Source organism: Nocardia sp. NPDC005998 (assembly GCF_040614395.1).
Taxonomy (GTDB): domain Bacteria; phylum Actinomycetota; class Actinomycetes; order Mycobacteriales; family Mycobacteriaceae; genus Nocardia.
Window position 1 is genome coordinate 558,001 of sequence record NZ_JBEXUI010000001.1, and the last position, 23,691, is coordinate 581,691.

The 23,691-nt window shown below is 65.1% G+C and carries 27 protein-coding genes; 13 read left to right on the plus strand and 14 right to left on the minus strand.

Annotation, left to right across the window (positions count from 1 at the left end; genetic code table 11):
* Positions 1–77 precede the first annotated feature (77 nt).
* The gene (tuf, locus tag ABZ293_RS02615; RefSeq protein ID WP_355176938.1) at positions 78–1,253 is read left to right on the plus strand and encodes an elongation factor Tu; all 1,176 of its coding nucleotides are present in this window, start codon (positions 78–80) and stop codon (positions 1,251–1,253) included.
* 379 nt (positions 1,254–1,632) lie between these two features.
* On the opposite strand, the gene ABZ293_RS02620 is transcribed toward tuf, so the two are convergent.
* The 3 genes from ABZ293_RS02620 to ABZ293_RS02630 form a co-directional block, all read right to left on the minus strand.
* Positions 1,633–1,965 (minus strand): sporulation protein, encoded by a 333-nt coding sequence (locus ABZ293_RS02620; RefSeq protein ID WP_355176939.1) that lies wholly within the window; start codon positions 1,963–1,965, stop codon positions 1,633–1,635.
* 124 nt (positions 1,966–2,089) lie between these two features.
* On the minus strand, positions 2,090–2,308 hold the full coding sequence (locus tag ABZ293_RS02625) for a hypothetical protein (protein ID WP_354961527.1): 219 nt from the start codon (positions 2,306–2,308) through the stop codon (positions 2,090–2,092).
* Complete coding sequence (locus ABZ293_RS02630; RefSeq protein ID WP_355176940.1) at positions 2,305–2,685, minus strand: DNA-directed RNA polymerase subunit beta; 381 nt, start codon at positions 2,683–2,685, stop codon at positions 2,305–2,307. The genes ABZ293_RS02625 and ABZ293_RS02630 overlap by 4 nt, the downstream gene beginning before the upstream one ends.
* 280 nt (positions 2,686–2,965) lie before the next feature.
* Between ABZ293_RS02630 and ABZ293_RS02635 the strand changes: the two genes are divergently transcribed.
* Positions 2,966–3,169, plus strand: a complete 204-nt coding sequence (locus tag ABZ293_RS02635) for a DUF397 domain-containing protein (RefSeq protein WP_355177140.1) — start codon at positions 2,966–2,968, stop codon at positions 3,167–3,169.
* Positions 3,170–3,261: 92 nt separating this feature from the next.
* Here ABZ293_RS02635 and ABZ293_RS02640 read toward each other — a convergent pair whose 3' ends face one another.
* Positions 3,262–3,603 (minus strand): helix-turn-helix domain-containing protein, encoded by a 342-nt coding sequence (locus ABZ293_RS02640; protein WP_355176941.1) that lies wholly within the window; start codon positions 3,601–3,603, stop codon positions 3,262–3,264.
* Positions 3,600–3,983, minus strand: a complete 384-nt coding sequence (locus tag ABZ293_RS02645; RefSeq protein WP_355176942.1) for a type II toxin-antitoxin system RelE/ParE family toxin — start codon at positions 3,981–3,983, stop codon at positions 3,600–3,602. The genes ABZ293_RS02640 and ABZ293_RS02645 overlap by 4 nt, the downstream gene beginning before the upstream one ends.
* 245 nt (positions 3,984–4,228) lie before the next feature.
* Between ABZ293_RS02645 and ABZ293_RS02650 the strand changes: the two genes are divergently transcribed.
* From ABZ293_RS02650 to ABZ293_RS02660, 3 genes are all read left to right on the plus strand, one after another.
* Complete coding sequence (locus ABZ293_RS02650) at positions 4,229–4,363, plus strand: DUF397 domain-containing protein (protein ID WP_355177141.1); 135 nt, start codon at positions 4,229–4,231, stop codon at positions 4,361–4,363.
* 160 nt (positions 4,364–4,523) lie between these two features.
* The gene (locus ABZ293_RS02655) at positions 4,524–5,879 is read left to right on the plus strand and encodes a cytochrome P450 (protein ID WP_355176943.1); all 1,356 of its coding nucleotides are present in this window, start codon (positions 4,524–4,526) and stop codon (positions 5,877–5,879) included.
* A 203-nt stretch (positions 5,880–6,082) separates the two neighbouring features.
* Complete coding sequence (locus tag ABZ293_RS02660) at positions 6,083–6,664, plus strand: TerD family protein (protein ID WP_355176944.1); 582 nt, start codon at positions 6,083–6,085, stop codon at positions 6,662–6,664.
* Positions 6,665–6,721: 57 nt separating this feature from the next.
* Here the strand turns inward: ABZ293_RS02660 and ABZ293_RS02665 are convergent, their stop codons facing one another.
* The 9 genes from ABZ293_RS02665 to ABZ293_RS02705 form a co-directional block, all read right to left on the minus strand.
* Complete coding sequence (locus ABZ293_RS02665; protein ID WP_355176945.1) at positions 6,722–7,207, minus strand: glutathione peroxidase; 486 nt, start codon at positions 7,205–7,207, stop codon at positions 6,722–6,724.
* Positions 7,204–8,430 (minus strand): cytochrome P450, encoded by a 1,227-nt coding sequence (locus tag ABZ293_RS02670; RefSeq protein WP_355176946.1) that lies wholly within the window; start codon positions 8,428–8,430, stop codon positions 7,204–7,206. The genes ABZ293_RS02665 and ABZ293_RS02670 overlap by 4 nt, the downstream gene beginning before the upstream one ends.
* Positions 8,431–8,454: 24 nt before the next feature.
* Positions 8,455–10,050, minus strand: a complete 1,596-nt coding sequence (locus ABZ293_RS02675) for a succinic semialdehyde dehydrogenase (protein WP_355176947.1) — start codon at positions 10,048–10,050, stop codon at positions 8,455–8,457.
* Between the two features lie 186 nt (positions 10,051–10,236).
* Positions 10,237–11,865: an acyl-CoA synthetase gene (locus ABZ293_RS02680; RefSeq protein WP_355176948.1), complete on the minus strand. Its 1,629-nt coding sequence runs from the start codon at positions 11,863–11,865 to the stop codon at positions 10,237–10,239.
* A 12-nt stretch (positions 11,866–11,877) separates the two neighbouring features.
* Positions 11,878–13,116, minus strand: coding sequence for a hypothetical protein (locus ABZ293_RS02685; RefSeq protein ID WP_355176949.1), 1,239 nt, complete (start codon positions 13,114–13,116; stop codon positions 11,878–11,880).
* Positions 13,116–13,667 carry a nuclear transport factor 2 family protein gene (locus tag ABZ293_RS02690; RefSeq protein WP_355176950.1) on the minus strand — a complete coding sequence of 184 codons (552 nt, stop codon included), beginning with the start codon at positions 13,665–13,667 and terminating at the stop codon, positions 13,116–13,118. The genes ABZ293_RS02685 and ABZ293_RS02690 overlap by 1 nt, the downstream gene beginning before the upstream one ends.
* Positions 13,667–13,933: a ferredoxin gene (locus ABZ293_RS02695; protein ID WP_355176951.1), complete on the minus strand. Its 267-nt coding sequence runs from the start codon at positions 13,931–13,933 to the stop codon at positions 13,667–13,669. Before ABZ293_RS02695 ends, ABZ293_RS02690 begins: the two co-directional genes overlap by 1 nt.
* On the minus strand, positions 13,930–14,742 hold the full coding sequence (locus ABZ293_RS02700) for an SDR family oxidoreductase (protein WP_355176952.1): 813 nt from the start codon (positions 14,740–14,742) through the stop codon (positions 13,930–13,932). The genes ABZ293_RS02695 and ABZ293_RS02700 overlap by 4 nt, the downstream gene beginning before the upstream one ends.
* Entirely contained in the window at positions 14,743–15,948 is a 1,206-nt protein-coding gene (locus ABZ293_RS02705; RefSeq protein ID WP_355176953.1) for a cytochrome P450, read from the minus strand. It lies immediately after the preceding gene.
* A gap of 300 nt (positions 15,949–16,248) precedes the next feature.
* On the opposite strand from ABZ293_RS02705, the gene ABZ293_RS02710 reads away from it, so the two are divergent.
* The 8 genes from ABZ293_RS02710 to ABZ293_RS02745 all read left to right on the plus strand — a co-directional run bounded on the left by ABZ293_RS02710 (position 16,249) and on the right by ABZ293_RS02745 (position 23,615).
* Entirely contained in the window at positions 16,249–17,772 is a 1,524-nt protein-coding gene (locus ABZ293_RS02710; RefSeq protein ID WP_355176954.1) for an aldehyde dehydrogenase, read from the plus strand.
* A gap of 30 nt (positions 17,773–17,802) precedes the next feature.
* The gene (locus ABZ293_RS02715) at positions 17,803–18,555 is read left to right on the plus strand and encodes an SDR family oxidoreductase (RefSeq protein ID WP_355176955.1); all 753 of its coding nucleotides are present in this window, start codon (positions 17,803–17,805) and stop codon (positions 18,553–18,555) included.
* Between the two features lie 227 nt (positions 18,556–18,782).
* Entirely contained in the window at positions 18,783–19,655 is an 873-nt protein-coding gene (locus tag ABZ293_RS02720; protein WP_355176956.1) for an NAD(P)-dependent oxidoreductase, read from the plus strand.
* A 19-nt stretch (positions 19,656–19,674) separates the two neighbouring features.
* On the plus strand, positions 19,675–20,160 hold the full coding sequence (locus tag ABZ293_RS02725) for a carboxymuconolactone decarboxylase family protein (RefSeq protein ID WP_355177142.1): 486 nt from the start codon (positions 19,675–19,677) through the stop codon (positions 20,158–20,160).
* A gap of 20 nt (positions 20,161–20,180) precedes the next feature.
* Positions 20,181–21,647: an FAD-dependent oxidoreductase gene (locus ABZ293_RS02730; RefSeq protein WP_355176957.1), complete on the plus strand. Its 1,467-nt coding sequence runs from the start codon at positions 20,181–20,183 to the stop codon at positions 21,645–21,647.
* Positions 21,648–21,658: 11 nt separating this feature from the next.
* A complete protein-coding gene (locus ABZ293_RS02735; RefSeq protein ID WP_355176958.1) occupies positions 21,659–22,237 on the plus strand; it encodes a TetR family transcriptional regulator in 579 nt (192 codons plus the stop codon).
* A 79-nt stretch (positions 22,238–22,316) separates the two neighbouring features.
* Positions 22,317–23,135, plus strand: coding sequence for an alpha/beta hydrolase (locus tag ABZ293_RS02740; protein ID WP_355176959.1), 819 nt, complete (start codon positions 22,317–22,319; stop codon positions 23,133–23,135).
* A gap of 54 nt (positions 23,136–23,189) precedes the next feature.
* Positions 23,190–23,615 (plus strand): acyl-CoA thioesterase, encoded by a 426-nt coding sequence (locus ABZ293_RS02745; protein ID WP_355176960.1) that lies wholly within the window; start codon positions 23,190–23,192, stop codon positions 23,613–23,615.
* Positions 23,616–23,691 lie beyond the last annotated feature (76 nt).

Here is a 23,691-nt window from a genome sequence, read left to right on the forward strand (position 1 = left end):
CTCTGACGGGGAAGGTGGCCCGTCACAGAGAGGTCCCCCGGTGTATTGCCGGAAAACATTGCCAGTCAGGGAAAGTCATGTCCAAGAAGACCTACGTGCGGACCAAGCCGCATCTCAATATCGGCACCATGGGTCATGTCGATCACGGGAAGACCACATTGACCGCCGCCATCACCAAGGTGCTCGCCGAGCGCGGCGGCGGCAGTTTCGTGCCGTTCGAGCGGATCGACCGGGCGCCGGAGGAGGCGCTGCGCGGGATCACCATCAATATCGCGCACGTCGAATATGAAACCGCCACAAGGCATTACGCGCATATCGATATGCCGGGGCACGCCGATTTCGTGAAGAATATGATCACCGGCGCTTCCCAGCTCGACGGGGCCATTCTGGTGGTCTCGGCGCAGGATGGCGTAATGCCGCAGACGGCCGAGCATGTGCTGCTCGCCCGTCAGGTCGGGGTGGAGCACATCGTGGTGGCGCTGAACAAGGCCGATGCGGGTGATCCGGAACTGCTCGACCTGATCGAGTTGGAGGTGCGTGAGCTGCTCAGCGCCCAGGGATATCCGGGGGACGAGCTGCCGGTCGTGCGGGTCTCGGGTCTGCGTGCGCTGGAGGGGGATTCGCGGTGGACCGCCGCGCTGCTCGACCTGCTGGACGCCGTGGACACCCACGTGCCGACACCGGTCCGGTACACCGACGCGCCCTTCCTGCTGCCGGTGGAGAACGTCCTGACCATTACCGGTCGGGGCACCGTCATCACCGGTGCGGTGGAGCGCGGCCGGATCCGGCTCAGCGACCGGGTGCAGCTGTTCGGCGGCGAGGAGCTGACCTGCGTGGTCACCGGGGTCGAAACCTTCGGCCGGACAATGGAGTCCGCGGAGGCGGGCGACAATGTCGCATTGCTGCTGCGCGGTGTGCAGCGCGGTCAGGTGCGTCGTGGCCAGGTCGCGGCGGCGCCGAACAGTATCGCGGTGCACAGCCGGTTCACGGCGCGCGTGTACCTGCTCGGTACCGCCGAGGGTGGTCGGCGCACACCGATCAGCACCGGCTACCGCCCGCAGTTCTATGTGCGCACCGGTGACATCGTCGGCAACGTCACGCTGCCCGACGGCATCGCGGTCGTCCGCCCCGGCGAAACCATCGACCTCACGGTCGAATTGGGCCGTCCGGTTCCGCTGGAGCCGGACCTCGGCTTCGCCATCCGCGAGGGCGGTCGGACCGTCGGCGCAGGCACCGTGCTGACCGTGGGCTAGCCCAAGAGTGGGGCGCTGGGTAACCGCCCGGCGCCCCACTCGCTGGCGTCGCGCACCTGCGAGGTCATCAATGCGTGTGTGGCAGCCCAACCCGCTCGGCTCCGAGTGCGTTGCGGGGGTTGCTCAGGCTGGGGGTGGGTGGCCGCGGTGAGTGCCCAGAGGTGGGGCGCGCGTCGAGAACGTCCGTCTGCCAGCGGGATTCGAGGTCCGTCACCTTGGCGCCCGCGATCGCGGAGTTCAGCCAGGTCACGGCCCGGTCCGGGTGCCGGAGTCCCCATCCGCCCGCGATGCGCAGCGGGTAGCCGAACCCGAGGCCCAGGTGGGGCGTCGTGGTCGGGTCGTGGCGTCGGCGGTGGGTTGGGGAGGGCGGAGATCGGGTTTAGTGTGCCTGGAGTTTTGCGATGCGGGCGCCGACGAGGAGGGCGGTTACTGCGACGATGCCGACCACTGTGATCAATCGGTTGATATCGACTGCGGGCTGCCAGTGCACCTTGCCGTCTTTGATGACGTAGGCGCCGACCGGTTTGCTGTCCATTCCGAAGCCGCCGCCGGATCCTTCCTGGCCTTCTTTGGTACCGACTCCGCCGCCACCGCCACCGATGATCGCGGCTGCCGCGATCACGGTTGTGCCGTCGCGTTCGACAGGGTCGGCGAATACTCGCTTCGCCGTCATCGAATCCTTCGCGGTAGCGAGGACGTCCGTGACATTCATGGCATTGCCTCCGTCGTGTTCTCGATCAGAATGGCCGTTTAGTTCAGTGTCGACCGGTGCCACCGGATGAGTGCAGGGTCGATGGACCCGGGGTGATGGGCAGAACGGCACCGTCGGACGTTGCTCAGGGCTCGAGGTAGAGGCGCTCGCAGGGTAGGCGCGGCAGGGTGGTGGTGTCGGCGAGGTCGACGGTTACGGCGTCGGCGTAGTGCTGGGCTTGGTGTTCTTGGACGAAGAGCAGGGCGGCGGTGAGGCAGGCGACGTAGTCGAAGCGGGCACCGTGCAGGAAGACGCTCAGGTGAACATCGGGCTCGGACGGACGTGGAGATGTGTTGGCGCTCATGGTCGCTCGCTGCGGGTAAAGCTGTGGTGCGGTGGCAATCCGGCGCAGACGCGGATGGCGTCCAGCACCACGCGGCCGGATGGCCGGAAGGTGCAGCGGGGTGGTTCCACCCAGCGCCGGAACTCGACACACTGGTCGGTGGGTGAGGGGAGTGCGATGGTGCCGCCGGTGCGCACCACCGAAACGTCGAGGCGGAACATCTCCGCGAACAGACGCACCTCGTCGGGCAGATCCGGCCGGATCAGATAGGTCCACCGGTTCGAGCGCGGATGTGACACGATCGGCCCGATATCCGAATCCTGCTGTTGCATACGCACCTTGACCGCCTGCCCGAGTTGCGCTGGCATGACGATGCCCCACACATGTTCGGCTTTCATTATGATCCGACCGAGGTGCGGCGGATCGATATGCGCGGGCAGATCGCACACCCGTCGATAGAAGTGGCAGCGGGACAGTGGAGTGTCCCCGAAAGCTACATGGTCCGACCCCTGCTCGCATCGGAGTGATTCGGTGCGCCCGGCACCGACGACACCTGACCGTCCCCGGGGCGGAAGTGAACTGCGTGAGGGGTTCTCGTTCCGTTCACCCTGCCGGGCGCAGAGCTAGCAGACCATCAGGTGACCCCGCCCCTCCGGCCAACTTGGGTTTCTCAACGAGATTGCGTCAAACTCAGGGGCGCGTTGGTTCACCAGTGCCCGCACAACCGGCGGCAAAGACTGTGTGGAGGTTGCGCATCTTGATGGGGGCATGGTCGGTATGCGTGACTCCAAGAACCCCACCGGCCCGGCACTGATCTTCACGGCGAGTGAGTGGGATGCATTCACAGCCGGGGTGAACGACGGCGAGTTCGACCGCCCCTAGGTTCGACATGGAAGTCCGGCGATTCGAGATTGCAGGGAGTTTGAGCATGAGCGTTGACTCGTCCAGGCGCGATGGTTCAAGAGTGCTCACGTTCAGGCAGCATCGGTATGGTGGCTGGTGAAGTTGACTCGGGTGTCGTCGGCGTCGAGGGCGATATTGAGGGTGGCGTCGAGGGCGTCGGCGAGCTTTGCGAGCAGGGGGAGAGTTGGCACGGTGTCGGAGCCCTCGATGCGCGAGATTTTGGCTTGGGTCAGGCCGGCGCGTTCGGCGAGGTCGACTTGGGTGAGTCCGAGTTCGGTTCGGCGGTCGTAGACGGCCTTGGCCAGCGCCATGGAGAGCCGGATCTCTCGGCGGGCCTCGGTGACGTCGTCGGGTTCGGTGTAGTCCTCGGCGAGTTTGCGTTCCCGGAGGGCTTTCCAGCGCGCGTGGCTCATCGGTCCAGTTCTCCCTTCTCGATTGTGCGGATGAATTCTTGATGAGCGGGTTCGTGCTCGGCCTGGCAGGTCTGTTGGGCGAGTTTCGCGCGTTTGACCTCGATGTCTTCTCGCATGCGGGTCTTGCGGAACACCGTCAGCAGGATCACTCGACGGCCAGACGCAACCCAGTAAGTAATGCGGATAGCGGCACCGTCCAGTGTCGGGCGTAGTTCACGGACCCCGTCACCGAGGTATCGGGCGTAGGGTTCGCTCAGCGACTCTGCTTGTTCAGCGAGCAGGCCGACATACTCGTCGATCTTGAGGAAGTGCTTGGCTGGCAGCGCTTCCAGCCAGTCCCGCACCTCGGGCTCGATTTCGATGGTGAACAGTTCGCCCACGACACCAACGATATATGTCGCAAACGACATACGGCAAGGTGTCGGCTAGTAGGTGTCCGCCGTCAGCTGCCTATCTGCCTGATCATGATCGCAGGAATCCACACCTTCAGCCCCGCCGCCCGCCCAGATGCAAACGCGAGACCTGCTCAGGCGGGCAGCAAGGAGTTTTGCGCCGTGAACAGTGACCTATCTGGGGTGGAGTGGTTAAGAGCAGTCACAGTGGTGGTCAAACCGATTGCGTCGAGGTGGCCTGGCTCGCGGGAGGGCAAGTCGGCGTTCGTGATTCGAAGAACCCAGCCGGTGCTGCTCTGATCTTCACGCCGAGTGAGTGGGATGCCTTCACCGCTGGTATGAACGACGGCGAGTTCGAACGGCCTTAGGCTTCGACAAAACGAGAGCCCGGCACTGCTAGGTCAGCGGTGCCGGGCCTTTTGCTGTCGCAGGAAGGGACAACGCGTCCTTGCCCGGTCACACCTACTCGTAGTAGTGTCCAGACACGTGTCCATCACATGCGTGGACCGCTATCCCAGGAGGATTCCAATGACCCTGGTCAAGCCGGTGCGGGTGTCCGGAGGCGAGCACGAGCATGGGCATCTCGATGAATTTCGGGTCGATCCGCTGGCTTTGATGCGGCGGGTGCGGGCGGAATGCGGGGATGTTGGGGCGTTCGATCTGGCGGGGAAGCATGTGATTCTGCTGTCGGGTGCGGAGGCCAATGAATTCTTCTTCCGGTCCGGGGATGAGGATCTCGATCAGGCGGCGGCCTACCCGTTCATGAAGCCGATCTTCGGCGAGGGGGTGGTGTTCGACGCGAGTCCGGAGCGGCGCAAGGAGATGCTGCACAATCAGGCGCTGCGGGCCGAACAGATGCGCGGACATGCGGCCACCATCGGGCGCGAGGTCGAGCGGATGCTGGCGGGTTGGGGTGACGAGGGCGAGATCGATCTGCTCGACTTCTTCGCCGAGCTGACCATCTACACCTCCTCGGCGTGCTTGATCGGCAAGCGTTTTCGCGATGAACTCGACGACCGGTTCGCGCACCTCTACCACGATCTGGAGCGCGGCACCGACGCACTGGCCTATGTGGACCCGTACGCGCCGATCGAAAGCTTCCGCCGCCGCGATGAGGCCCGCCGCGAACTGGTCGAACTGGTGCAGGGCATCATGGACGGCCGTGCCGCGAATCCGCTCGTGCACAAGGAAGATCGGGACATGCTCGATATCCTGATCTCGATCAAGGACGAGCAGGGGCAGCTGCGCTTCAGCGCCAGTGAGATCACCGGGATGTTCATCTCGATGATGTTCGCGGGCCATCACACCACCTCCGGCACCGCAGCCTGGTCGGTGATCGAATTGCTCAGGCATCCGGAGGACTTGCGCCGCGTCGTCGATGAACTCGATGAGCTCTACGCCGACGGTTCCGATATCAGCTTCGGTGCGCTGCGCCAGATTCCGAATCTGGAGGCGGTGGTCAAGGAGACGCTGCGACTGCATCCGCCGCTGATCATTCTGATGCGGGTGGCCCAGGGCGAATTCGAGGTGTGCGGACATCGCATCGAGCCGGGTGATCTCGTCGCGGCGACACCGGCCATCTCCAACCGGATCCCGGAGGACTTCCCGAATCCGGACCGGTTCGATCCCGGGCGCTATATCGATCCGAATCAGGAAGATATCGTCAACCGCTGGACCTGGATTCCGTTCGGCGCCGGCCGGCATCGCTGTGTCGGAGCGGCATTCGCGCTCATGCAGCTCAAGGCCATATTCTCGATACTGTTGCGAGACTGGGAATTCGAGATGGCCCAACCATCCGACAGCTACCGCAACGACCACAGCAAGATGGTGGTGCAGCTGCAGCAGCCGTGCGCGGTCCGCTACCGCAGGCGCCGAAAGCCCTAATTCCCCGTCCAGACAGGCCGAGGTCTATCGAACGTAGCCGAAGGGTGGTCGCGCAAGGCGTATTCGACCGCCAGATGACTACGCTCGGCGGGCAGTCGGAGTGGCCAAGCTATCTGGACAGGGGTGGCGAGCGGTTAGTTGCGTGTGTGAGGGGAAAGGATTTGTGCCCCTTGGTGTTCCGGATGCACTTGTAGGGTGAAGGCATGATCACGCTCAAAAAGGAAGATGGCGCCGCGGATCTCAACGGCATCACCAAGCTGACGGTCGGGGTGAGTTGGGATCCGTCGGCGGGCACCAGTGGCGGTGCGATCGGCATATTGCGCCGCAAGCGCGGTGTGGATCTGGATCTGATCGCCATTCTCATGCAGGGCGCCGAGCCGGTGCGTTTCGCCGGTCTCGATTCCCTCGACCCGCTGGGCAATGGCTCGGTTCAGCACACCGGTGACGAGCAGACCGGCGCCGCCGCCGGCGACGACGAATCGGTGCACGTCACCTTCGCGAATGTGCCCGATGCGATCGACTCGATCATCTTCGTGGCCGCCGCATTCAAAAAGGGCTCCTCATTCGAGAAGGCCAACAACATCTCGTTCAAGATCTACGACGCGACCGGCGGCAGCGTCCAGCAGGTGGCCGATATCTGGCCGTCGCTGCTCGGTACGGATAACGCCAATGCGGTGGCCAGGGCATTCCGCAACGGTGCGAACTGGCAGCTCGAGGTGCTAAATCGCAAGGGCAAGATCAAGCAGGGCGATAAGCAGGCCCTGCTGCGCTTCGCGATGTCCTAGGCACGCAGCCCGGGCCGGAGCTCGGACGAGCTCCGGCCGCTATTGCCGAAGTTCGATCTAGAGAACGGATTCGACCGCGGTCACGATGGCCGCGTCATCGGGTGTGGTCCGCGGCCGGAACCGGCCGACCACCGCACCGTCACGATCGATCAGGAACTTCTCGAAGTTCCACTGGATATCACCGGCCGTGCCCTCGGCATCCGCGGTTTCCACCAGTGCGGCGTAGAGCGGGTGCCGCTCATCGCCATTGACATCGGTCTTTTCCAGCAGCGGAAAATCCACGCCATAGGTGGCCGAACAGAACTCCGCGATCTCCTCCGCGGTACCCGGCTCCTGACCCATGAACTGGTTGCACGGGACCCCGACCACGCTGAAGCCGCGCTCGCCATAGGTCTTGTGCAGCTCGACCAGTCCGGTGTACTGCGGCGTCAGCCCACACTTGGAGGCCACATTGACCAGCAGTACGGCCTTGTCGCCGACCAGTTCGCCCAGCGTGGCCGGGTCGCCGGAAAGGGTGCGCAGTGGAATGTTGCGGATATTCATTCGTATCGGACCTGCCAGTTCTTGATTCCGTTGATCCACCCCGATCGCAACCGTACCGGATCGGCGCTCTGGCTGATCTTGGGCATCGCATCGGCAATGGCATTGAACATCAGGTCGATCTCCAGCCGCGCCAGATTCGCCCCGACGCAGTAATGCGCGCCGGTGCCCCCGAATCCGACATGCGGATTCGGGTCGCGGAACACATCGAAGGTGAAGGGATTTTCGAAGGCGTCCTCATCGAAGTTGGCCGAGCTGTAGAAGATGCCCAGCCGCTGCCCCTGCTCGATCTGCTGCCCGCCGAGTTCGGTGTCCTCGGTCGCCGTGCGCTGGAAGGCATTGACCGGGGTGGCCCAGCGGACGATCTCATCGGGTGCGGTGCGCGGGCGCTGCTCCCGATACAGCTCCCACTGCTCCGGATGGTCCACGAAGGCCTTCATGCCGTGGGTGATGGCGTTGCGGGTGGTCTCATTGCCCGCGATGGCCAGCAGGATCACGAAGAAGCCGAACTCGTCCGAGCCGAGCGCCTCGCCGTCGACATCGGCATGCACCAACTGGCTGACGATGTCATCGACCGGACAGGCGCGGCGCTGTTCGGCCATATTCCAGGCGTAGCCGAGGATTTCGGCGAAGGCGGTATTGGCGTCGCCGTACTCCGGATCGTCGTAGTTCAGCGTCTGATTGGACCAAGCGAACAGCTTGTGTCGGTCGTCATTCGGCACGCCGAGCAGTTCCGCAATGGCCTGCAGCGGCAGTTCGCAGGCCACCTGCTCGACGAAGTCGCCGCCGCCGGTTCGCTTGGCCTCGTGCACGATTCGCGCCGCGCGTTCGGTAAGTGCCGTCCGCAGGCCCTCCACCGCACGCGGTGTGAATCCCTTGGAGACGATCCGGCGGATTTTGGCATGTTTGGGCGCATCCATATTGACCAGCAGGGCGCCGGTGAGTTCGATCTGTTCCGGCGTGACATCGTCGGGCAGGCGAATGATGGCGCCCTTCTGGGCGGAGGAGTAGAGCTCCGGACTGCGCGAAATCTCCTTCACATCTTCGTGCTTGCTGACCACCCAGTACCCGCCGTCGCGGAAGCCGCCCGAGGTTTCATCCGGCTGCGCGCACCACCACACCGGCGCGGTGCGGCGCAGGGTCGCGAATTCCTCGACCGGCATGCGGTTTTCCCACAGCGCCGGATCGGTGAAATCGAAGCCTGCCGGGAAAGCGGGCGCCGCCATGGCTACCTCCTGGGGGAAATCGTTTCAGCGCAACCTGAGTCGGCGCATCAGTCGTAGCGTCGTCAGCGTTGTCTTCAGCTGCTTTTCGTAAGGAAGTCCGGCACGCGCCGCCATCACCTGGCGCTTCTGCACGCCGATATTCACGGTGTCGGTGTACTTGAGCAGGCCCTGATCGCCGTGCCTGGTGCCGACGCCGGACTGCTTCACACCGCCCGACGGTGTGGATTTGGCGGCGTAGGTGGTCACGAAGCCGTCATTGATATTGATATTCCCGGCCTCGAGCTGGGCGCCGATTCGGTTGGCGCGGGCCAGGTCCCGGCCCCAGACGCTGGCATTCAAACCGTAGGCGGTGTCATTGGCGAGCCGGATGGCCTCCTGCTCGTCGGTGAACCGATAGACGCTCACCACCGGGCCGAAGGTCTCCATGGTCGCGTGCTTCATCTCGGCGGTGACGTCGGTGAGCACGGTCGGCTCGTAGAACGCCGGGCCGATATCCGGTCGTGCCTTGCCGCCGGTCAGTACCTTCGCGCCCTTGGCGCGCGCGTCCTCGACATGTGCCGCGACCCGCTCCAAATGCTGCACCGATACCAGCGAACCGAATTCCGGTGTGTAGTCGTAGGCCGCGCCGATCTTGGCGTTCAATTCGTCGGCCGCCGTGACCAATCGGCGCACGAATTCGTCATAGAGCCGGTCCTGCACGTAGATCCGCTCGATGTGCATGCAAGCCTGGCCGGAATTCGCGAAGACCGCGAATGCTGCACCGGGGATGACCTCGTCGAGATTCGCATCGTCCAGGACGATCATCGGGTTCTTGCCGCCGAGTTCGAGGCTGCAGCCGATCAGATTGCGGCCCGCGCCCTCGCCGACGACCCGCCCGGTCGCGGTCGAGCCGGTGAACATGACGAAGTCGGCATTATCGATCAACGACGGACCCACGTCGGGGCCCTCTCCGCAGACGACCTGGAAAAGCCCCTTCGGCAGCCCCGCCCGATACAGCAGTTCCACCCCGAACAGCGCGCAGAGCGCGGTCTTGTTATCGGGCTTGAGCACGACGCCATTGCCCGCCATGAGCGCGGGCATCGAATCCGACAGCGCGATGGCGAACGGGAAATTCCACGGCGCGATGACTGCGACGACGCCCTTGGGACGGTGCTCCTCGGTCGAGGTGGTGATCAGCGGCACCGGACCGCCGCGCCGCTTGGGCCTCAGCACCCGGCGCGCGGTCTTGAGGTAGTGGCTGATGACCATCGGGACGTCACAGGACTCCTCGAAGGCCATTCGGCGGGTCTTACCGCAGCCGATCTGGATCAGGTCGGCAATGGTTTCGTGTTCGGCGAGGATCAGCTCGTGCGCGCGCTCGAATACCTGCAGGCGGCGCTGCAGTGGCCAGCTGGCCCATTCCTGCTGCGCCGCGCGGGCGGTCGCATAGGCGGCGGCAACGTCCTCGGGTGTCGACTGCGGTAGTGCGCCGATCACGGCACCGGTGTAGACCTCGACCATCGAATACGGGTCGGCGGTGCCGGAGGCCGCGACCATCGCGGTCAGCCTGCCGATCAGCTCCTCGGTAATCCGGGCGGGCAGCGCCGGTGCGGCATCCTTCTTGGCTTCTGTTGTGCTCATGCCTGCGCCTCGCTGACACTCGGCTCCGGCATGCGCACGGCGCGCTGGCACATGATTCGCTCACTTCGTTCGGTCATTGGACCTTCTTCGCGACGATGACGGATACCCTCGAATTAGAACACGTTCTCATTGCGGCTGCCAGGGTCTTCGCCGGTATGACCTGTACAAATGCGCGCCGGAACATGCTCAATCCGCTCGATGGTCCGGTGTTCGGCCCGCCGCTAACTCCTTGGCCCAGCGGTAGTCGGGCTTACCGCTCGGGGCGCGCGCGACCACCTCCGCAACCCAGATCTGCCTCGGCACCTTGTAGCCCGCGAGATGCACGCGCACATGGCGCTCCAGCGCGGCGAAATCCACCGGTTCCGAGCCCACGACCGAGACGACCGCCGCCACCTGCTGACCCCAGCGCTCGTGCGGTACCCCGATCACCACCGCGTCATAGATGGCGTCGTGCGCCTTCATCACGCTCTCGACCTCTTCGACGTAGACCTTCTCGCCGCCGGTATTGACGACCATATTGCCGCGGCCGATCAGGGTCACCGAGCCGTCGGCCTCGACCCTGGCGCGATCGTCAGTTACCACGATCCTGGCGTCGTCGACCGTTTTGAACAGCCGCTCGGTCTTGTCCGGATCCTTGTAGTAGCCGATCGGCACCGCACCGGTCTTGGCGAGCCAACCTTCGGCACCCGGTGCGACCGGATGTCCGGTGTCATCGACGACGATCGCGCCCCGGCCGCTGCGCACCCGGGGACCGCGTCCGGGATTGTCATCCTTCTGCGCGAAACCGATACCGCCGAAACCAGTTTCGGAGGAGCCGATGGCATCGGAGACCACCGACGACGGAAACAGTTCCAGCAGTGTGTTCTTCACCGGCTGTGACAGCAGCGCGGCACCGGAGGCGATGGCGACCAGGGAGCTGGCGTCCACCGGTGCGGCGCGGTAGGCATCGATCAGTGGGCGCGCCATGGCATCTCCGGTGATCACCATGATCTGCGGGCGGCGTTGTTCGACCACTTGCCACACCCGGTGCGCATCGAATTTCGGCTCGAAGATCACGGCATTGCCGGACCACAGGCCGGTGAACGTCGGCATCATCGCGGCGGCGTGGATGAGCGGCGGGAGTATGAACAAGGTGCCGGGTTCGCCCTGTGCGCCGACACGGGACTGCTGGTATTCATCGGAAACCGGAATGCCGGTGAAGAAGTCGATGCCGCCGCCGAGGACGCGCCACATATCCTCCTGCCGCCACATGACGCCCTTCGGGCGACCGGTGGTGCCGCCGGTGTACATCATGAACAGGTCGTCCGGGCTGCGGTCGACGATGCGGCGGATGGGGGAGCCCGAGAGCAGTGCCTGCGCATAGGACGCGGGCAGCGCTACCGCAGTGGTGGTGTCGGTGCGGATGGGGGCGGGTGGCTCGTCGTCGACGATCAGGACATGGATCGCGGACGGCACATCGGTGAGTGCCTCCAGCGCCGCGTCGGCGTAGGTCTCATGGCACACCAGCACCTCGAGATCGGCATTGTCGTAGAGATAGCGCAGCTCATCGACGCGGTAGCGGTAGTTGATATTGATCGGGACGGCCTGTGCCTTGAAACAGGCGATGAGCGTGGTCATGGTCTCGATGCCGTTGTGCATCTGGAAACCCACATGGGTGCCGGGGCCGACGCCGATCGAACCGAGATGATCGGCCAGCCGATTCGCGCGGGCGTCGAGTTCGGCATAGGTGAGTGCGAGATCGCCCTCGATCAGTGCGGTGCGCTCCGGCATCGCGTCGACCGCATGCTCGAAGAGATCGGCGAAATTGTTGGACATGGCGATTCGCTCTCATCGAATGACGGTGAGCGGCAGCGGGATACCGCGGTCGGTGAAGGTGAACGCGGCGCCGGTGCTGATCCGGGTGATGGCCACCTCGGCCGCTTCCTTGAACGGGGCTGCGGCGAGCGCTATTTCGGCGGTCCAGTGGTCTTCGTCGGTGGTGGTGGAGCGCACGTGGAAGCGCGGGTTCACCCCGCGCGCCATGGCTTCCAGGGGGGCGAGGTGATCGGGATCGAGCATCGATGGCCAGGTGCGATCGGTGCAGGCGTCGCTGTGTCGCGGTACCCGCAGTCGCACGGTCTCGTTGGTGCTCGATACGTCGATACCGGTGTAGGACAGGGGGTTCCATGCCGGATGCAGTCGCAGGACCTCGGCGAGTGCGGCCGGATCGGCACCGAGTCCGAGTGCGGTGCGAATCCGCTCGGAGGTGAGTCCGGCGATGCCGGTGAATTGCTTTCGGCCGATATCCGTAGCGGTATCGGCGGCCCTGGCGCGCACGGCGGTCATGAATCCGATGGTGAGCAGATGGTGCTGGAGGCAGATCTCGTCGGCCATCCGCATCAGCGCGGATTTGGCGAAGTCGGCGAAACGCAGGTCGCTGAGCAGCGGACCCGCGTAATCGCTTGCGCCCGGATCGTCCTTGTCGATGGGGGACAGCTCCAGCAGCGCGGCTCGGGAGTTCGCTACCACCTCGGCATTGGGTGGGGTCGGTGGCGGGATATGGGCCGGGTCGATGATGACCGTCCACGCGCACACCGGTTTTCGGTCGGCGGGGTGGCGCGGCGGCCGGTGGATCGGCCGGACCTGGGCATGCGGATTGGTGGCGAGGGCGGTCGCGTCGAAGGTCGGATCCTCGATGTCGTGGCACATCGACACCACGAAGTCCTCGCCGAGCGGTTCCACATCCGCGAGCGCGCCGCAGTGATCGAGCCAGAACTCGCCGTGATCGCGATCGTCGACGCGGAAGCGGAAGTCCATGAACTGCGGCGGCGCGCCGATATCGAGCTGTAGGCCCTTGAAGATCGTCGGTACGTCATCGCCCTCGAAACCGAGTGCGGTGCGCATGCGGCGGGTGTAGACCGGACTGGCAAGCTGCCACTCCTCGATGGCGACCGCCGTCATGCCCTCGCGGCCGAATGCCGCAATGGAGTGCGCCATACCGGACCGGTCGATCAGATGTCCGCACAGCAGCAGTTCGGGCACCAGCGTCGCCAGCTGGGCCCGCGACAGTCGCTCGAAGCTCGACATCACCACAGTGGAACCGGTGCTTCGCCGATCCGATACCAGCCCGCCAGCGGCTTTCCGGAGACCGAACGCTGGATGCGCTTGTGCATTCCAGGTGTCAGTGCGTTGTTCTGAATCATCTCCATGAACAGCTGCGAGACATTGCCGAAGTCGAAAAAGTCACGCTGCCAGGACCATTGGTAGTTTCCGCCATAGCGGAACCAGCTGCCGCCGATGCCCTCGGGACTGTAGTTGCGGCCGTCTGGGCGTTTGTTATCGCTGACCTGTTTCCAGAACCCGATGACATCGCCGCTGCGCTCATCGACGACGAACTGCTGATACGGATACGACCAGCCCTCCAGCCCCTCCATCTCCTGACCGAGTGCGAGTTCCCGGATCTCCGCCCGGCCGACCGCCATGAATTCCTGCGTGGGACCGTAATTCCAGCCGTAGGTGGCGTCCTCGGCATACATCTCGGCGAGCGGCTTCCAGTCGCCCTTTTCCTCGCAGCGCTGGTTCTCCAGGATCCAGCGCCGGACCATCTCATCGAGTTCGGCGCGGTCGAAATCTGGCATTACCGTGTTCCTTTCGCCGCTGTGTTTACCCGCCCCGCCGACTCCGCAGGCTCCGTCGGCTGCCATCCCCCAGGGTCCTCGCGGATCGACAGCGCTTGGGTGGGGCAGTAACGCACGGCGCGTTCGATATCCGCGCGTGCGTCGGTACCCGGTGTCGGGTCCAGGATTTCGACCTTGCCGCGCTTGGGCACGGTGAAGACCGATGGCGCTTCGTCCTGGCAGACGGCGTGGCCCTGGCACAGATCCAGATCGACGACGATCCTCATTGTCGGCTCCTGTCCTGATCATTCGAATTCGGTAGCGGCCGCAGCGGCGCCTCGGGCTGGACCTCGATCAGCACCAGATGTGCACCGCGCGGGGCCGAGACGACGGCGATTACCGCGGCGGCCAGGTCGGTGGGGCGCAGCATGTACGGGTGGCGGGCGAACCCCCAGGTCTTCCAGGCATCGAGCATCGGGCCGACCACCTCGGGGGTGGAATTCATGCCCATACCGGTCAGTGTCGGACCCGGCCGCACCAGCGAGGCGCGAACTCCGGTGCCCTCCAGCTCCATTCGCATCTGCTGGACCATGGCCTCCAGCCCGGCCTTGGCCGCACTGTAGGCACCGGTCCGCGGGCGCGGCTCCTCGGCGCAGTCGGAGCTGATCAGCACGAAATCGCCGCGCTGCCTGCGGATCATGTCCGGCAGCACGCGGTGCACCAGCCGTTGCGCGCCCACCAGATGCACCTGCACCTGCTGCAGGAACCGCTCCGGTTCCATCTCGTGCACCGGTGCGAATTCGATATCGCCCGCGCCGGAGACCAGGATCTCGGTGGGGCCGAGAGCATCCTCGGCCGCGCCCACGAAGGCGTCGATGGATGCCGCGTCGGTGACATCGAGCTGATGGGCGAAGGCTTCGCCGCCATTGGCGCGGATCTTGGCGGCCAGCGCCTCGCACTGATCCACCCGACGCGCGCCCAGTGCTACCGGGTGCCCGAGTTCGGCGAGCGCTTCCGCCGTGGCGGCGCCGATTCCGGAGGAGGCTCCGGCCACGATCGCCGGTCGGCGCGGGGGATTGGGTTCGAAGCGTGGCATTCAGCTGGCCTCCACAACGATGGGGAGCTTGGCGAAACCGCGGACATTGGTCGAGTGCACCCGCACGATGCCCGAATGCTCGACCTCGTAGGACCGCACCCGCGAGACGAATTCGTGCAGCGCGACACCGGCCTCCAGCCGGGCCAGATGCGCGCCGAGGCAGAAGTGCACGCCCGCACCGAAACTGGCCAGTCCGCCCTTGTCGGCGCGTCCGATGCGGTAGCTGTCGCCGTCGGCGAATACCTCCGGATCCCGGTTGGCCGAACCGATCAGCAGGAGCACCTTCGCGCCGGTCGGAATGGTCTGGCCGTACTGGTCGATATCCACCGCGGCGCACCGCGCGACGAGCTGGCTGGACGTGTCGTAGCGCAGTGTCTCCTCGACCCAGTCGGTGACCAGCTCGGGCTCCGCGACGACCTTGGCGTATTCACCCGGATGCCGCGCGCTCCAGTACAGCGCGTTGCCGAGGAGTTTCGTGGTGGTCTCATTACCGGCCACCACCATCAGGAACATGAAGCCGATGATCTCCTCATCGGTCATGGTGTCGCCGTCGATTTCGGCATCCAGCAGCGCCGAGGTGAGATCCGCTGTGCGCGAGCGCCTGCGCTCGGCGACCATCTCGGCGTAGTAGGTGATGAGGGTGATCGATGCCCGCGCGGCGGCCATCGGGACATCGAGGACGCCATCCTCGCGATGCACCACCAGATCGGCCAGCCTGCGGATCTCCGCGCGGTCGGCCTCGGGCACGCCCATCAGTTCGGAGATGACATCCATCGGGAGTTTGCCAGCGACCTCATCGATCCAATCGAACGATCCGGTCGCGAGGGCCGGTTCGAGATAGGACCGCGTCAGCTCCCTGATCCGGTCTTCCATCTCGGCCACCCGCTTGGGGGTGAAGCCCTTGTAGACGAGTCGGCGCATGCGCAGATGCCGCGGATCGTCCATGGCGAGAAACGACATCACCCGGTGTGCGTGCGGTCCCCAGGCCGCCGGATCCAGCGAGACACCGTTGGCGCTGGACAGTCGGAGATTGTCGCGAAAGCCCGCGGTCACATCCGCGTGCCGGGACAGCGCCCAGAAATCCAGGTCGGCGTTGTAGTAGAGCGGCGCCTCGGTGCGCAGCCGCGCGTAGGTGGGGTACGGGTCCTCGTGGAACGCGTAATCGTAGGGGTCGAAGGTCAGCGGCTCTAGTGAGGCGGCCGTCATCTCGGCAACCTGGAATTCGAGAACCAGTTCTCATCGGTGACCGGTGCCGCGTCCTCGATGGGAGACACATAGCTGGACATGTGTCTGGACGGTACCACCAGGTTGGTCGGATCGACAGTGGTTTCGCAGAACAATCTGCCTTGTTCGTCGTCGGCCCATGGGCTCGGCTCGATTGACGGATGGTTGCTGAAGTCGGCGCTGCGCGGCCGACCTCGGAGCGCTGTTTTGGAACGAGTTCTTGCGCCGGATCGGCTGGCGAGACTATATTCCGTACACCTGTCCAGACAGCATCGGAGCATCATGAGGGAAGCATCGGCCAGCGATTCGACGAGGGGTGATGGTCGAGCGACGGGTGCGAGCGCTCTGCTGCCCGCCGACGGTTCGCGCCTGCTGATCGGCGGCAAACTGGTCAGCGGCGGCGATGGCGTCTTCGCGACGGTGAATCCGGCGACGGAGGAGGTCATCGGTCAGGCCGCGAATGCGAACGGCGCGGATATGGACGCGGCCATCGGGGCCGCGCGCACCGCATTCGACGACACCGACTGGTCCCGGGATCACGCCTTCCGTGCCCGCTGCCTAGAGCAGTTGCGCACCGCGCTGCAGGCCAATATCGATGAGCTGCGCGAGATCACCATCGCCGAGGCGGGCGCACCGACCATGCTGACCAGGGGGCCACAGCTGGAAGGTCCGGTCGCGGATCTGTCCTTTGCCGCATCGCTGGCCGAAACCTACAGCTGGGAAACCGATCTCGGCACCGCGACACCCATGGGTATCGCGAGCCATCGGGTGCTGCGTCGCGAGCCCATCGGTGTGGTCGGTGCCATCACACCGTGGAACTTCCCGCACCAGATCAATTTCGCCAAGCTCGGTCCCGCGCTGGCGGCCGGAAATACCGTGGTGCTCAAGCCCGCACCGGATACCCCGTGGTGCGCGGCGGCCGTCGGTGCGGTCATTGCCGAGCAGACCGATATCCCGCCCGGTGTGGTCAATATCGTGACCTCCACCGATCACGGCCTCGGCGCGCAGCTCACCGCGGATCCGCGGGTCGATATGGTCAGCTTTACCGGCTCGACGCAGACCGGCAAGGCGGTAATGACCGGCGCGGCAACGACATTGAAGAAGGCCTTCCTCGAACTCGGCGGCAAATCGGCGTTCATCGTGCTCGACGACGCGAATATCGCGGGAGCCTGTGCGGTGGCGGCATTTTCGGTGGCCGTGCACGCGGGGCAGGGGTGTGCGCTGACCACCCGGCTGCTGGTGCCGCGCTCGGCATATGACGAGGCAGTCCAGGCTGCCGCGGGCACGCTGTCCGGCATTGTGCCCGGTGATCCGGCCGATGCGGGCACCGTCTGCGGACCGCTGATCTCCGAACGGCAGCGGGCCAGGGTCGAGCGGTATCTCGACATCGCGCGCGCCGAGGGTGGACGGATCGTGGTCGGCGGCGGCCGCCCGGCTGGCCGCGAGCGCGGCTACTTCGTCGAACCGACATTGATCGCGGATGTGCCGAATACCGCGACGGTCGCCCGCGAGGAAATCTTCGGACCCGTACTGGTGGTGATCCCCTACGACGGTGACGACGACGCGATCCGGATCGCCAACGATTCCCCGTACGGGCTCTCCGGGGCGGTATGGGGCACCGATCCGGACCGAATTCGGCACGTCACCAATGGTGTTCGCACCGGCACGCTCAGCGTCAACGGCGGTGTCTGGTATTCGGCGGACGCGCCGTTCGGCGGCTACAAGCAATCCGGGATCGGCCGCGAAATGGGCGTCGCCGGATTCGAGGAGTACCTGGAAACCAAACTCATCGCCACCGCCGGATAGACCGAGTGCAGCCGCAGAGGAGCTGATTTCATGACCCGCTTTTCGGGAAGGACCGCGATCGTCACCGGCGCTGCCCAAGGCATCGGCGCCGCATATGCCAAGGCATTGGCCCATGAGGGCGCGAATGTCGTTGTCGCCGATCTGAATACCGAGCGCGGCAAGGAGGTGGCGGCGCAGATCACCGCCGCGGGCGATACCGCCATCTTCGGCGAGGTCGATATCGCCGATCCGGAATCGGCGACCGCGCTGGCCGATTTGACCGTTCGCGAATTCGGTGCGATCGACCATCTGGTGAACAATGCCGCCATCTACGGCGATATGAAGCTCAACCTGCTGCTCACCGTGCCATGGGACTACTACAAGAAGTTCATGAGCGTGAATATGGACGGTGCGCTGAATATGACCCGTGCGGTGTGGCAACACATGGTCAAGGCGGGCGGCGGGTCGATTGTCAACCAATCATCCACCGCCGCATGGACATACTCCAGTTTCTACGGATTGGCCAAGGTCGGCATCAATGGCCTGACCCAGCAGCTCGCGTTCGAACTGGGTGGTTCCAAGATCCGCATCAATGCCATCGCGCCCGGCCCCATCGACACCGAAGCCACCAAGAATGTGACGCCGAGCGTCATCGTCGAGGATATGGTGAAACGCTTGCCGCTCGAGCGGATGGGCACACCGGAGGATCTGATCGGCGCCTGCCTGTATCTGCTCTCCGACGAGGCGAGCTGGGTCACCGGGCAGATCTTCAATATCGACGGCGGACAAGTGTTTCGGTCATGAGCGAGCGAACAATGGGCACAGCCGAGATATCGGTTATGACGGGGCCGAGCGCCAGCGAGGTGCAGGCATGAGTGAGCGCAGCGAGCGAACAACGGGCACAGCCGACATGTCGGTCATGGCGGAGCCGAGCGTCAGCGAGGTGCAGGCATGAGTGAGCGCAGCGAGCGAACAATAGGCAGAGCCGACATGTCGGTCATGGCGGAGCCGAGCGTCAGCGAGGCGCAGGCATGAGCGACGAATTGCCGGTCGGGTTTATCGGTTTGGGCAATATGGGCGCACCGATGGCCCGAAGTCTGCTGGCCTGGCCCGGCGGGCTCACCGTCTGCGATATGCGCCCCGATGCGGTGCAGCCGTTCACCGAGGCCGGTGCGGCCGCGGCGGTTTCGGCCGCGGAGATCGCCGAGAAGGCGGCCGTCATCTCGGTCACTGTGCTGAACGACGAGCAGGTTCGTGCGGTCGTGACCGGACCCGACGGCCTGCTGCGCACGGCCGCGCCGGGCACGGTGATCGCCGTGCACTCCACCATCAGCGACCGGACCGCCGAGGAACTGGCGGGCGAATGTGCCGAGCACGGTGTCGAATTGGTGGACGCGCCGGTGAGCGGCGGTGCGCCGGGGGCCGCGCGCGGCAAACTCGCGGTCATGGTCGGCGGCACCGATACCGCCTTTGAGCGGGTGCGCGTGCCCTTCGGATATTTCGCCGATCTGGTCGTGCACGCTGGACCGGTCGGTGCTGGCACCCGGATGAAGTTGGCGCGCAACCTCGTGCACTTCATCGCATTCACGGCCGCCACCGAGGCGCAGCGGCTGGCCGAGGCGGCGAATATCGATATCACCGTGCTCGGCAAGGTCGTTCGGCACTCCGATGCCGTGACCGGCGGCCCCGGCGCCATCATGCTGCGCGATCGCACCGCACCGATCGAACCGAATGATTTCTGGCTGCCGATTCTGAGCCATGTGCGCGATCTCGGCGAGAAGGACCTCGGCCTGGCTCTGGAACTCGGCGCGCGGCTCGGTGTCGAGCTGCCGCTGGCCGAACTGGCGCTCGACCGCCTCGGGCCCGGGCTCGGCGTACCACGCGAAAGGGAGAGCAATGAGTGAAGCATCGCGTAGCGATTCGATGGGGGGTGGTGACAACGGATCTGCCGATACCGTGCGCCAGCGCGGGCTGGCCAAAATGGCCGAGGTCTACGGCACCGAATTCCAGAACTATCCCGGCGATCACTTCGCCATGACGGCCGACCATCTCTTCGCCGAGATCTGGTCGCGTCCCGGACTCAGCATCCGCGATCGCCGCCTGATCCTGCTCGGCGCGCTCACCGCCCAGGGGCTGATGGATACGGCGGGCATCCAGATCGGCGCGGCACTGCGCAACAAAGAGCTGACCGAGGAGCAACTGCACGAGATCGCGCTGTTCCTCTGTTACTACGTCGGCTGGCCAAGCGGCACCAAACTCGACCTGCTGGTGGGAACGATTGTCGCCCAACAGAAGAAGGCCGCGCGCAAGCAGGCCGAAGCGGCGGGGGAGTCCGAATCATCTGTGTTGTCCGAAGACCGGACACCGTCCGGGGACGCGGTGCAGTCTGATGCAGTCCCCTCCGAGTAGAGCAGTAAGGAACGCGAAATATGTCTGATGCCGCAAAGATTCGGCCGCTGCGGGCCAGCGCGATCTCCGCATGGGATTTCGAGGCCGATGTCGTCATTGCCGGATACGGTATCGCCGGAGTCTGTGCCGCCATCGAGGCCGCGCGTGCGGGCGCCGACGTGCTGATCCTGGAGCGCACCGGCGGCTGGGGCGGTGCGGCGGCGATGGCGGGCGGATTCATCTACCTCGGCGGCGGCACGCCCCTGCAGCGCGCGCTCGGCTTCGAGGACACACCGGAGAATATGGAGACGTTCCTGCAGGCCGCACTCGGGCCGGGACAGGACACGGCCAAGATCGCGGACTACTGCCAGAACAGTGTCGAGCACTACAACTGGCTGGTCTCCTGCGGTGTGCCGTTCAAGGAGGCGTTCTGGGGTGAACCCGGCTGGGAGCCGCCGCACGACGAGGGGCTGATGTACTCCGGCGGCGAGAATGCCGCGCCGTTCAACGCCATCGCGAAACCTGCTCCGCGCGGGCATGTTCCGCAGATGGCCGATAAGAAGATCGGTGCCAAGAGCGGCGGCTACATGCTGATGAAGCCGCTCGCCGAGACGGCCGAAAGCCTCGGCGTCCGTGTCGAATACGACACCAGGATCCGGCGGCTGGTCGTCGATGACACCGATCGCGTGGTCGGGCTCATCGCGACGCACTTCGGCAAGGAGGTCGCGATCCGCGCCGAGGGCGGGGTCGTGCTCGCCACCGGCAGCTTCGCCTATCACAAGCAGATGATCGAGACCTATGCGCCGCGGCTGATCGGACGCCCCGCCGCCGCCATCGAGGAACACGACGGCATCGGCATCCTGGTCGCCCAGGCGCTCGGTGCGGAGCTGGCGCATATGGATGCCACCGAGGTGGCGTTCTTCGGCGATCCGCAGATGTTGGCACGCGGCATTCTGGTCAACGGCCGCGGCCAGCGCTACATCCCGGAGGACACCTATCCGGGGCGGATCGGACAGGCGACGCTGATCCAGCAGGAGAATCAGGCATATCTGGTCATCGACGAGCAGGCGCTCGAGGCCGCGCTGGCGACCGTCACATCGACGCCGTTCTTCCGGCAGCCGCCGACCTGGGCGGCGGAGACGGTCGCGGAGTTGGAATCCGATATGGGCCTGCCGGAGCGGGCGCTGCAGGGCACCGTCGACTGCTACAACCTGCACGCCGCCGATGGCAAGGATCCGTTGCTGGGTAAGAAGCCGGAGTGGGTCAAGCCGATCGGCACCCCGCTCGCGGCCTTCGATATGCGGGGATTCACCGCGGGTTTCACCCTCGGCGGATTGCGTACCGACCTCGATTCCCGGGTACTGCACGTCTCGGGTGAACCGATTCCCGGCCTGTTCGCCGCGGGCCGCTGTACCTCGGGACTGTGTGCCGGTGGCTATGTCAGCGGTGCGTCCCTCGGCGACGGCAGCTTCTATGGCCGACGTGCCGGTCGCGCGGCCGCAAAGTAGGATCTAGACACATGTCCGAAGGCGAGTCCATCATCCTGGAGGCGACCCGGCGTCGCCTCACCGAGAAGCAGGCCGACACCGTTGACAAGCTCACCAGGGCGGCCGTGGAAGTGCTTGCGCGCGAAGGCTTCGCGGGGATGACTATACGCATGGTCGCCGCGGCGGCCGGTGTCGGCACCGCCACGGCATACACCTACTTCTCGTCGAAGGAACACCTCGTCGCGGAGATCTTCTGGCGCCGCTTGTTCGCCAATTCGGCTCCGGTGAGCGACGATCCGGACCCCACCGTCCGGGTCGTCGCCGAACTCCGCAATATCGCCATGCTCGTCGCCGACGAACAGGAACTCTCCGGTGCGGTGACCAGCGCCTTGCTCGGCCGCGATCCGGATGTGGCCCATCTGCGGGCGCGGATCGGGATGGAGATACGCAAACGCCTGATGCGCGCGCTCGGCCCCGATGCCGATCCGGACGTGGTCGAATCCCTGGAACTCGTCTACGCGGGTGCGCTGGTCCGCGCTGGCATGGGCTATGCCTCCTACTCCGAAATCGCCGACCGCATCGAGAAGTCGGCGCTGCTCATCCTGAAGTAGTGCATTTACTCGGGAGGTAATCGACTTCATGACCGGGAAGCCGCAATGATGGTTGGGCACCTGATGATTGGAGAAACCGATGCCCTACTTCGAATCGCACGACGGCACCACCCTGCACTACCAGGACTGGGGTTCCGGGCAACCGGTGCTGTTCATGGCCGGTGGCTGGTTGAGCAGCAGTTCGTGGGAGCTGCAGATGCTGCCGCTGTCCAAGCAGGGGCTGCGGTGCCTGTCCTACGACCGGCGCGGACACGGCAAGTCGGACTGGGTCGGGCACGGCTACGACTACGACACCCTGGCCGAGGATCTGGCCGCCTTCCTGGAACATCTCGATCTGCGCGAGGTAACGGTGGTCGCGCACTCGATGGCGGGCGGTGAGCTCATCCGGTACCTGACCCGGCACGGCAGTGACCGGATCACCCGGATCGCGCTGGTCTCGGTGACCATGCCGTACTTCGCGCAGGCCGAGGATAACCCGAACGGTGTGCCGCAGGCCATCTTCGATGCGGTGGGCGCGGCCCGCGCCGCCGACCGGCCGCTGTGGATGGAGCAGAACGCCCAGGCGTTCTTCGCGACGCATCTGGGCAACCAGGTGTCGTCCGCGCGGATCGCGTGGATGGTCCAGAAGTGCATGGACTGCTCGCTGCTGGCGGCGGACGAGATCATGAATACGATCTACACCTCCGACTTCCGCGACGAGTTGCGCGCGATCACCGTGCCCACGTTGGTAATTCACGGCGATGCCGACGCCTCCGCGCCGATCGAGCTGTGCGGGCGGGTGATCAAGGAGCTGATTCCGAGCAATACCTACAAGGAATACCCGGCCACCGGGCACGGCATCATGATCTCGCATGCCGAGCAGCTCAACGCCGACATCTTGGAGTTCATCAAAGCGTGAGCTCACCGACGGTAACGGCGGATTCCTGTCGGACCCCGCCGCTACCGTACGCCCATGGCGTTCGCACTCCCTATCACCGTCTCGCCCGAGGACATCGATGGCAACGGCCATATGAATATGGCCGTCTACCTGCAATACGCGGAACGCGCTCGCTGGGCCTGCCTGCAGGCGGGCGGCTTGACGCAGGAGCGGCTACAGGCCGCGGGGGTCGGCCCGATCGCGCTGAAGGCGACGCTCACCTTCAAGCAGGAGCTGTTCGTCGGCGACGAAGTCACGGTCACTTGCGATTTCGTGTGGGACGGCAAGACCCACCAGACCATTCAGGAAATCCGCAAGACCGATGGCACGGTGTCGGCGGAGATCGTCGGTGTCGGCGGTCTGCTCGATCTGACCGAACGGCGGTTGGTGCCGGACGCGGCGCGCTACTTCCGCGACCTGGCGGCGGATCCGATGGTCTTCGGCCTCGACCTGGGGGAGTAGTTCTAAGGGTTCATTGAGACCTCGAGAGTTGGGGGAGGCCCCTGATGGCGCGGGCACGCAATGGCAGACAGACTGG

What these genes read in the sequence shown, in the direction of transcription:
- ABZ293_RS02670 (WP_355176946.1), bottom strand. Translation starts at nt 8,430, where the DNA reads ATGGCGGCGCCCGCTTTCCCGGCAGGCTTCGATTTCACCGATCCGGCG.
- ABZ293_RS02685 (WP_355176949.1), bottom strand. Translation starts at nt 13,116, where the DNA reads ATGTCGAGCTTCGAGCGACTGTCGCGGGCCCAGCTGGCGACGCTGGTG.
- ABZ293_RS02745 (WP_355176960.1), top strand. Translation starts at nt 23,190, where the DNA reads ATGGCGTTCGCACTCCCTATCACCGTCTCGCCCGAGGACATCGATGGC.
- ABZ293_RS02720 (WP_355176956.1), top strand. Translation starts at nt 18,783, where the DNA reads ATGAGCGACGAATTGCCGGTCGGGTTTATCGGTTTGGGCAATATGGGC.
- ABZ293_RS02705 (WP_355176953.1), bottom strand. Translation starts at nt 15,948, where the DNA reads ATGACGGCCGCCTCACTAGAGCCGCTGACCTTCGACCCCTACGATTAC.
- ABZ293_RS02620 (WP_355176939.1), bottom strand. Translation starts at nt 1,965, where the DNA reads ATGAATGTCACGGACGTCCTCGCTACCGCGAAGGATTCGATGACGGCG.
- ABZ293_RS02715 (WP_355176955.1), top strand. Translation starts at nt 17,803, where the DNA reads ATGACCCGCTTTTCGGGAAGGACCGCGATCGTCACCGGCGCTGCCCAA.
- ABZ293_RS02625 (WP_354961527.1), bottom strand. Translation starts at nt 2,308, where the DNA reads ATGAGCGCCAACACATCTCCACGTCCGTCCGAGCCCGATGTTCACCTG.
- ABZ293_RS02690 (WP_355176950.1), bottom strand. Translation starts at nt 13,667, where the DNA reads ATGCCAGATTTCGACCGCGCCGAACTCGATGAGATGGTCCGGCGCTGG.
- ABZ293_RS02725 (WP_355177142.1), top strand. Translation starts at nt 19,675, where the DNA reads ATGGGGGGTGGTGACAACGGATCTGCCGATACCGTGCGCCAGCGCGGG.
- ABZ293_RS02630 (WP_355176940.1), bottom strand. Translation starts at nt 2,685, where the DNA reads ATGAAAGCCGAACATGTGTGGGGCATCGTCATGCCAGCGCAACTCGGG.
- ABZ293_RS02700 (WP_355176952.1), bottom strand. Translation starts at nt 14,742, where the DNA reads ATGCCACGCTTCGAACCCAATCCCCCGCGCCGACCGGCGATCGTGGCC.
- tuf (WP_355176938.1), top strand. Translation starts at nt 78, where the DNA reads ATGTCCAAGAAGACCTACGTGCGGACCAAGCCGCATCTCAATATCGGC.
- ABZ293_RS02655 (WP_355176943.1), top strand. Translation starts at nt 4,524, where the DNA reads ATGACCCTGGTCAAGCCGGTGCGGGTGTCCGGAGGCGAGCACGAGCAT.
- ABZ293_RS02695 (WP_355176951.1), bottom strand. Translation starts at nt 13,933, where the DNA reads ATGAGGATCGTCGTCGATCTGGATCTGTGCCAGGGCCACGCCGTCTGC.
- ABZ293_RS02665 (WP_355176945.1), bottom strand. Translation starts at nt 7,207, where the DNA reads ATGAATATCCGCAACATTCCACTGCGCACCCTTTCCGGCGACCCGGCC.
- ABZ293_RS02710 (WP_355176954.1), top strand. Translation starts at nt 16,249, where the DNA reads ATGAGGGAAGCATCGGCCAGCGATTCGACGAGGGGTGATGGTCGAGCG.
- ABZ293_RS02730 (WP_355176957.1), top strand. Translation starts at nt 20,181, where the DNA reads ATGTCTGATGCCGCAAAGATTCGGCCGCTGCGGGCCAGCGCGATCTCC.
- ABZ293_RS02680 (WP_355176948.1), bottom strand. Translation starts at nt 11,865, where the DNA reads ATGTCCAACAATTTCGCCGATCTCTTCGAGCATGCGGTCGACGCGATG.
- ABZ293_RS02735 (WP_355176958.1), top strand. Translation starts at nt 21,659, where the DNA reads ATGTCCGAAGGCGAGTCCATCATCCTGGAGGCGACCCGGCGTCGCCTC.
- ABZ293_RS02675 (WP_355176947.1), bottom strand. Translation starts at nt 10,050, where the DNA reads ATGAGCACAACAGAAGCCAAGAAGGATGCCGCACCGGCGCTGCCCGCC.
- ABZ293_RS02640 (WP_355176941.1), bottom strand. Translation starts at nt 3,603, where the DNA reads ATGAGCCACGCGCGCTGGAAAGCCCTCCGGGAACGCAAACTCGCCGAG.
- ABZ293_RS02660 (WP_355176944.1), top strand. Translation starts at nt 6,083, where the DNA reads ATGATCACGCTCAAAAAGGAAGATGGCGCCGCGGATCTCAACGGCATC.
- ABZ293_RS02740 (WP_355176959.1), top strand. Translation starts at nt 22,317, where the DNA reads ATGCCCTACTTCGAATCGCACGACGGCACCACCCTGCACTACCAGGAC.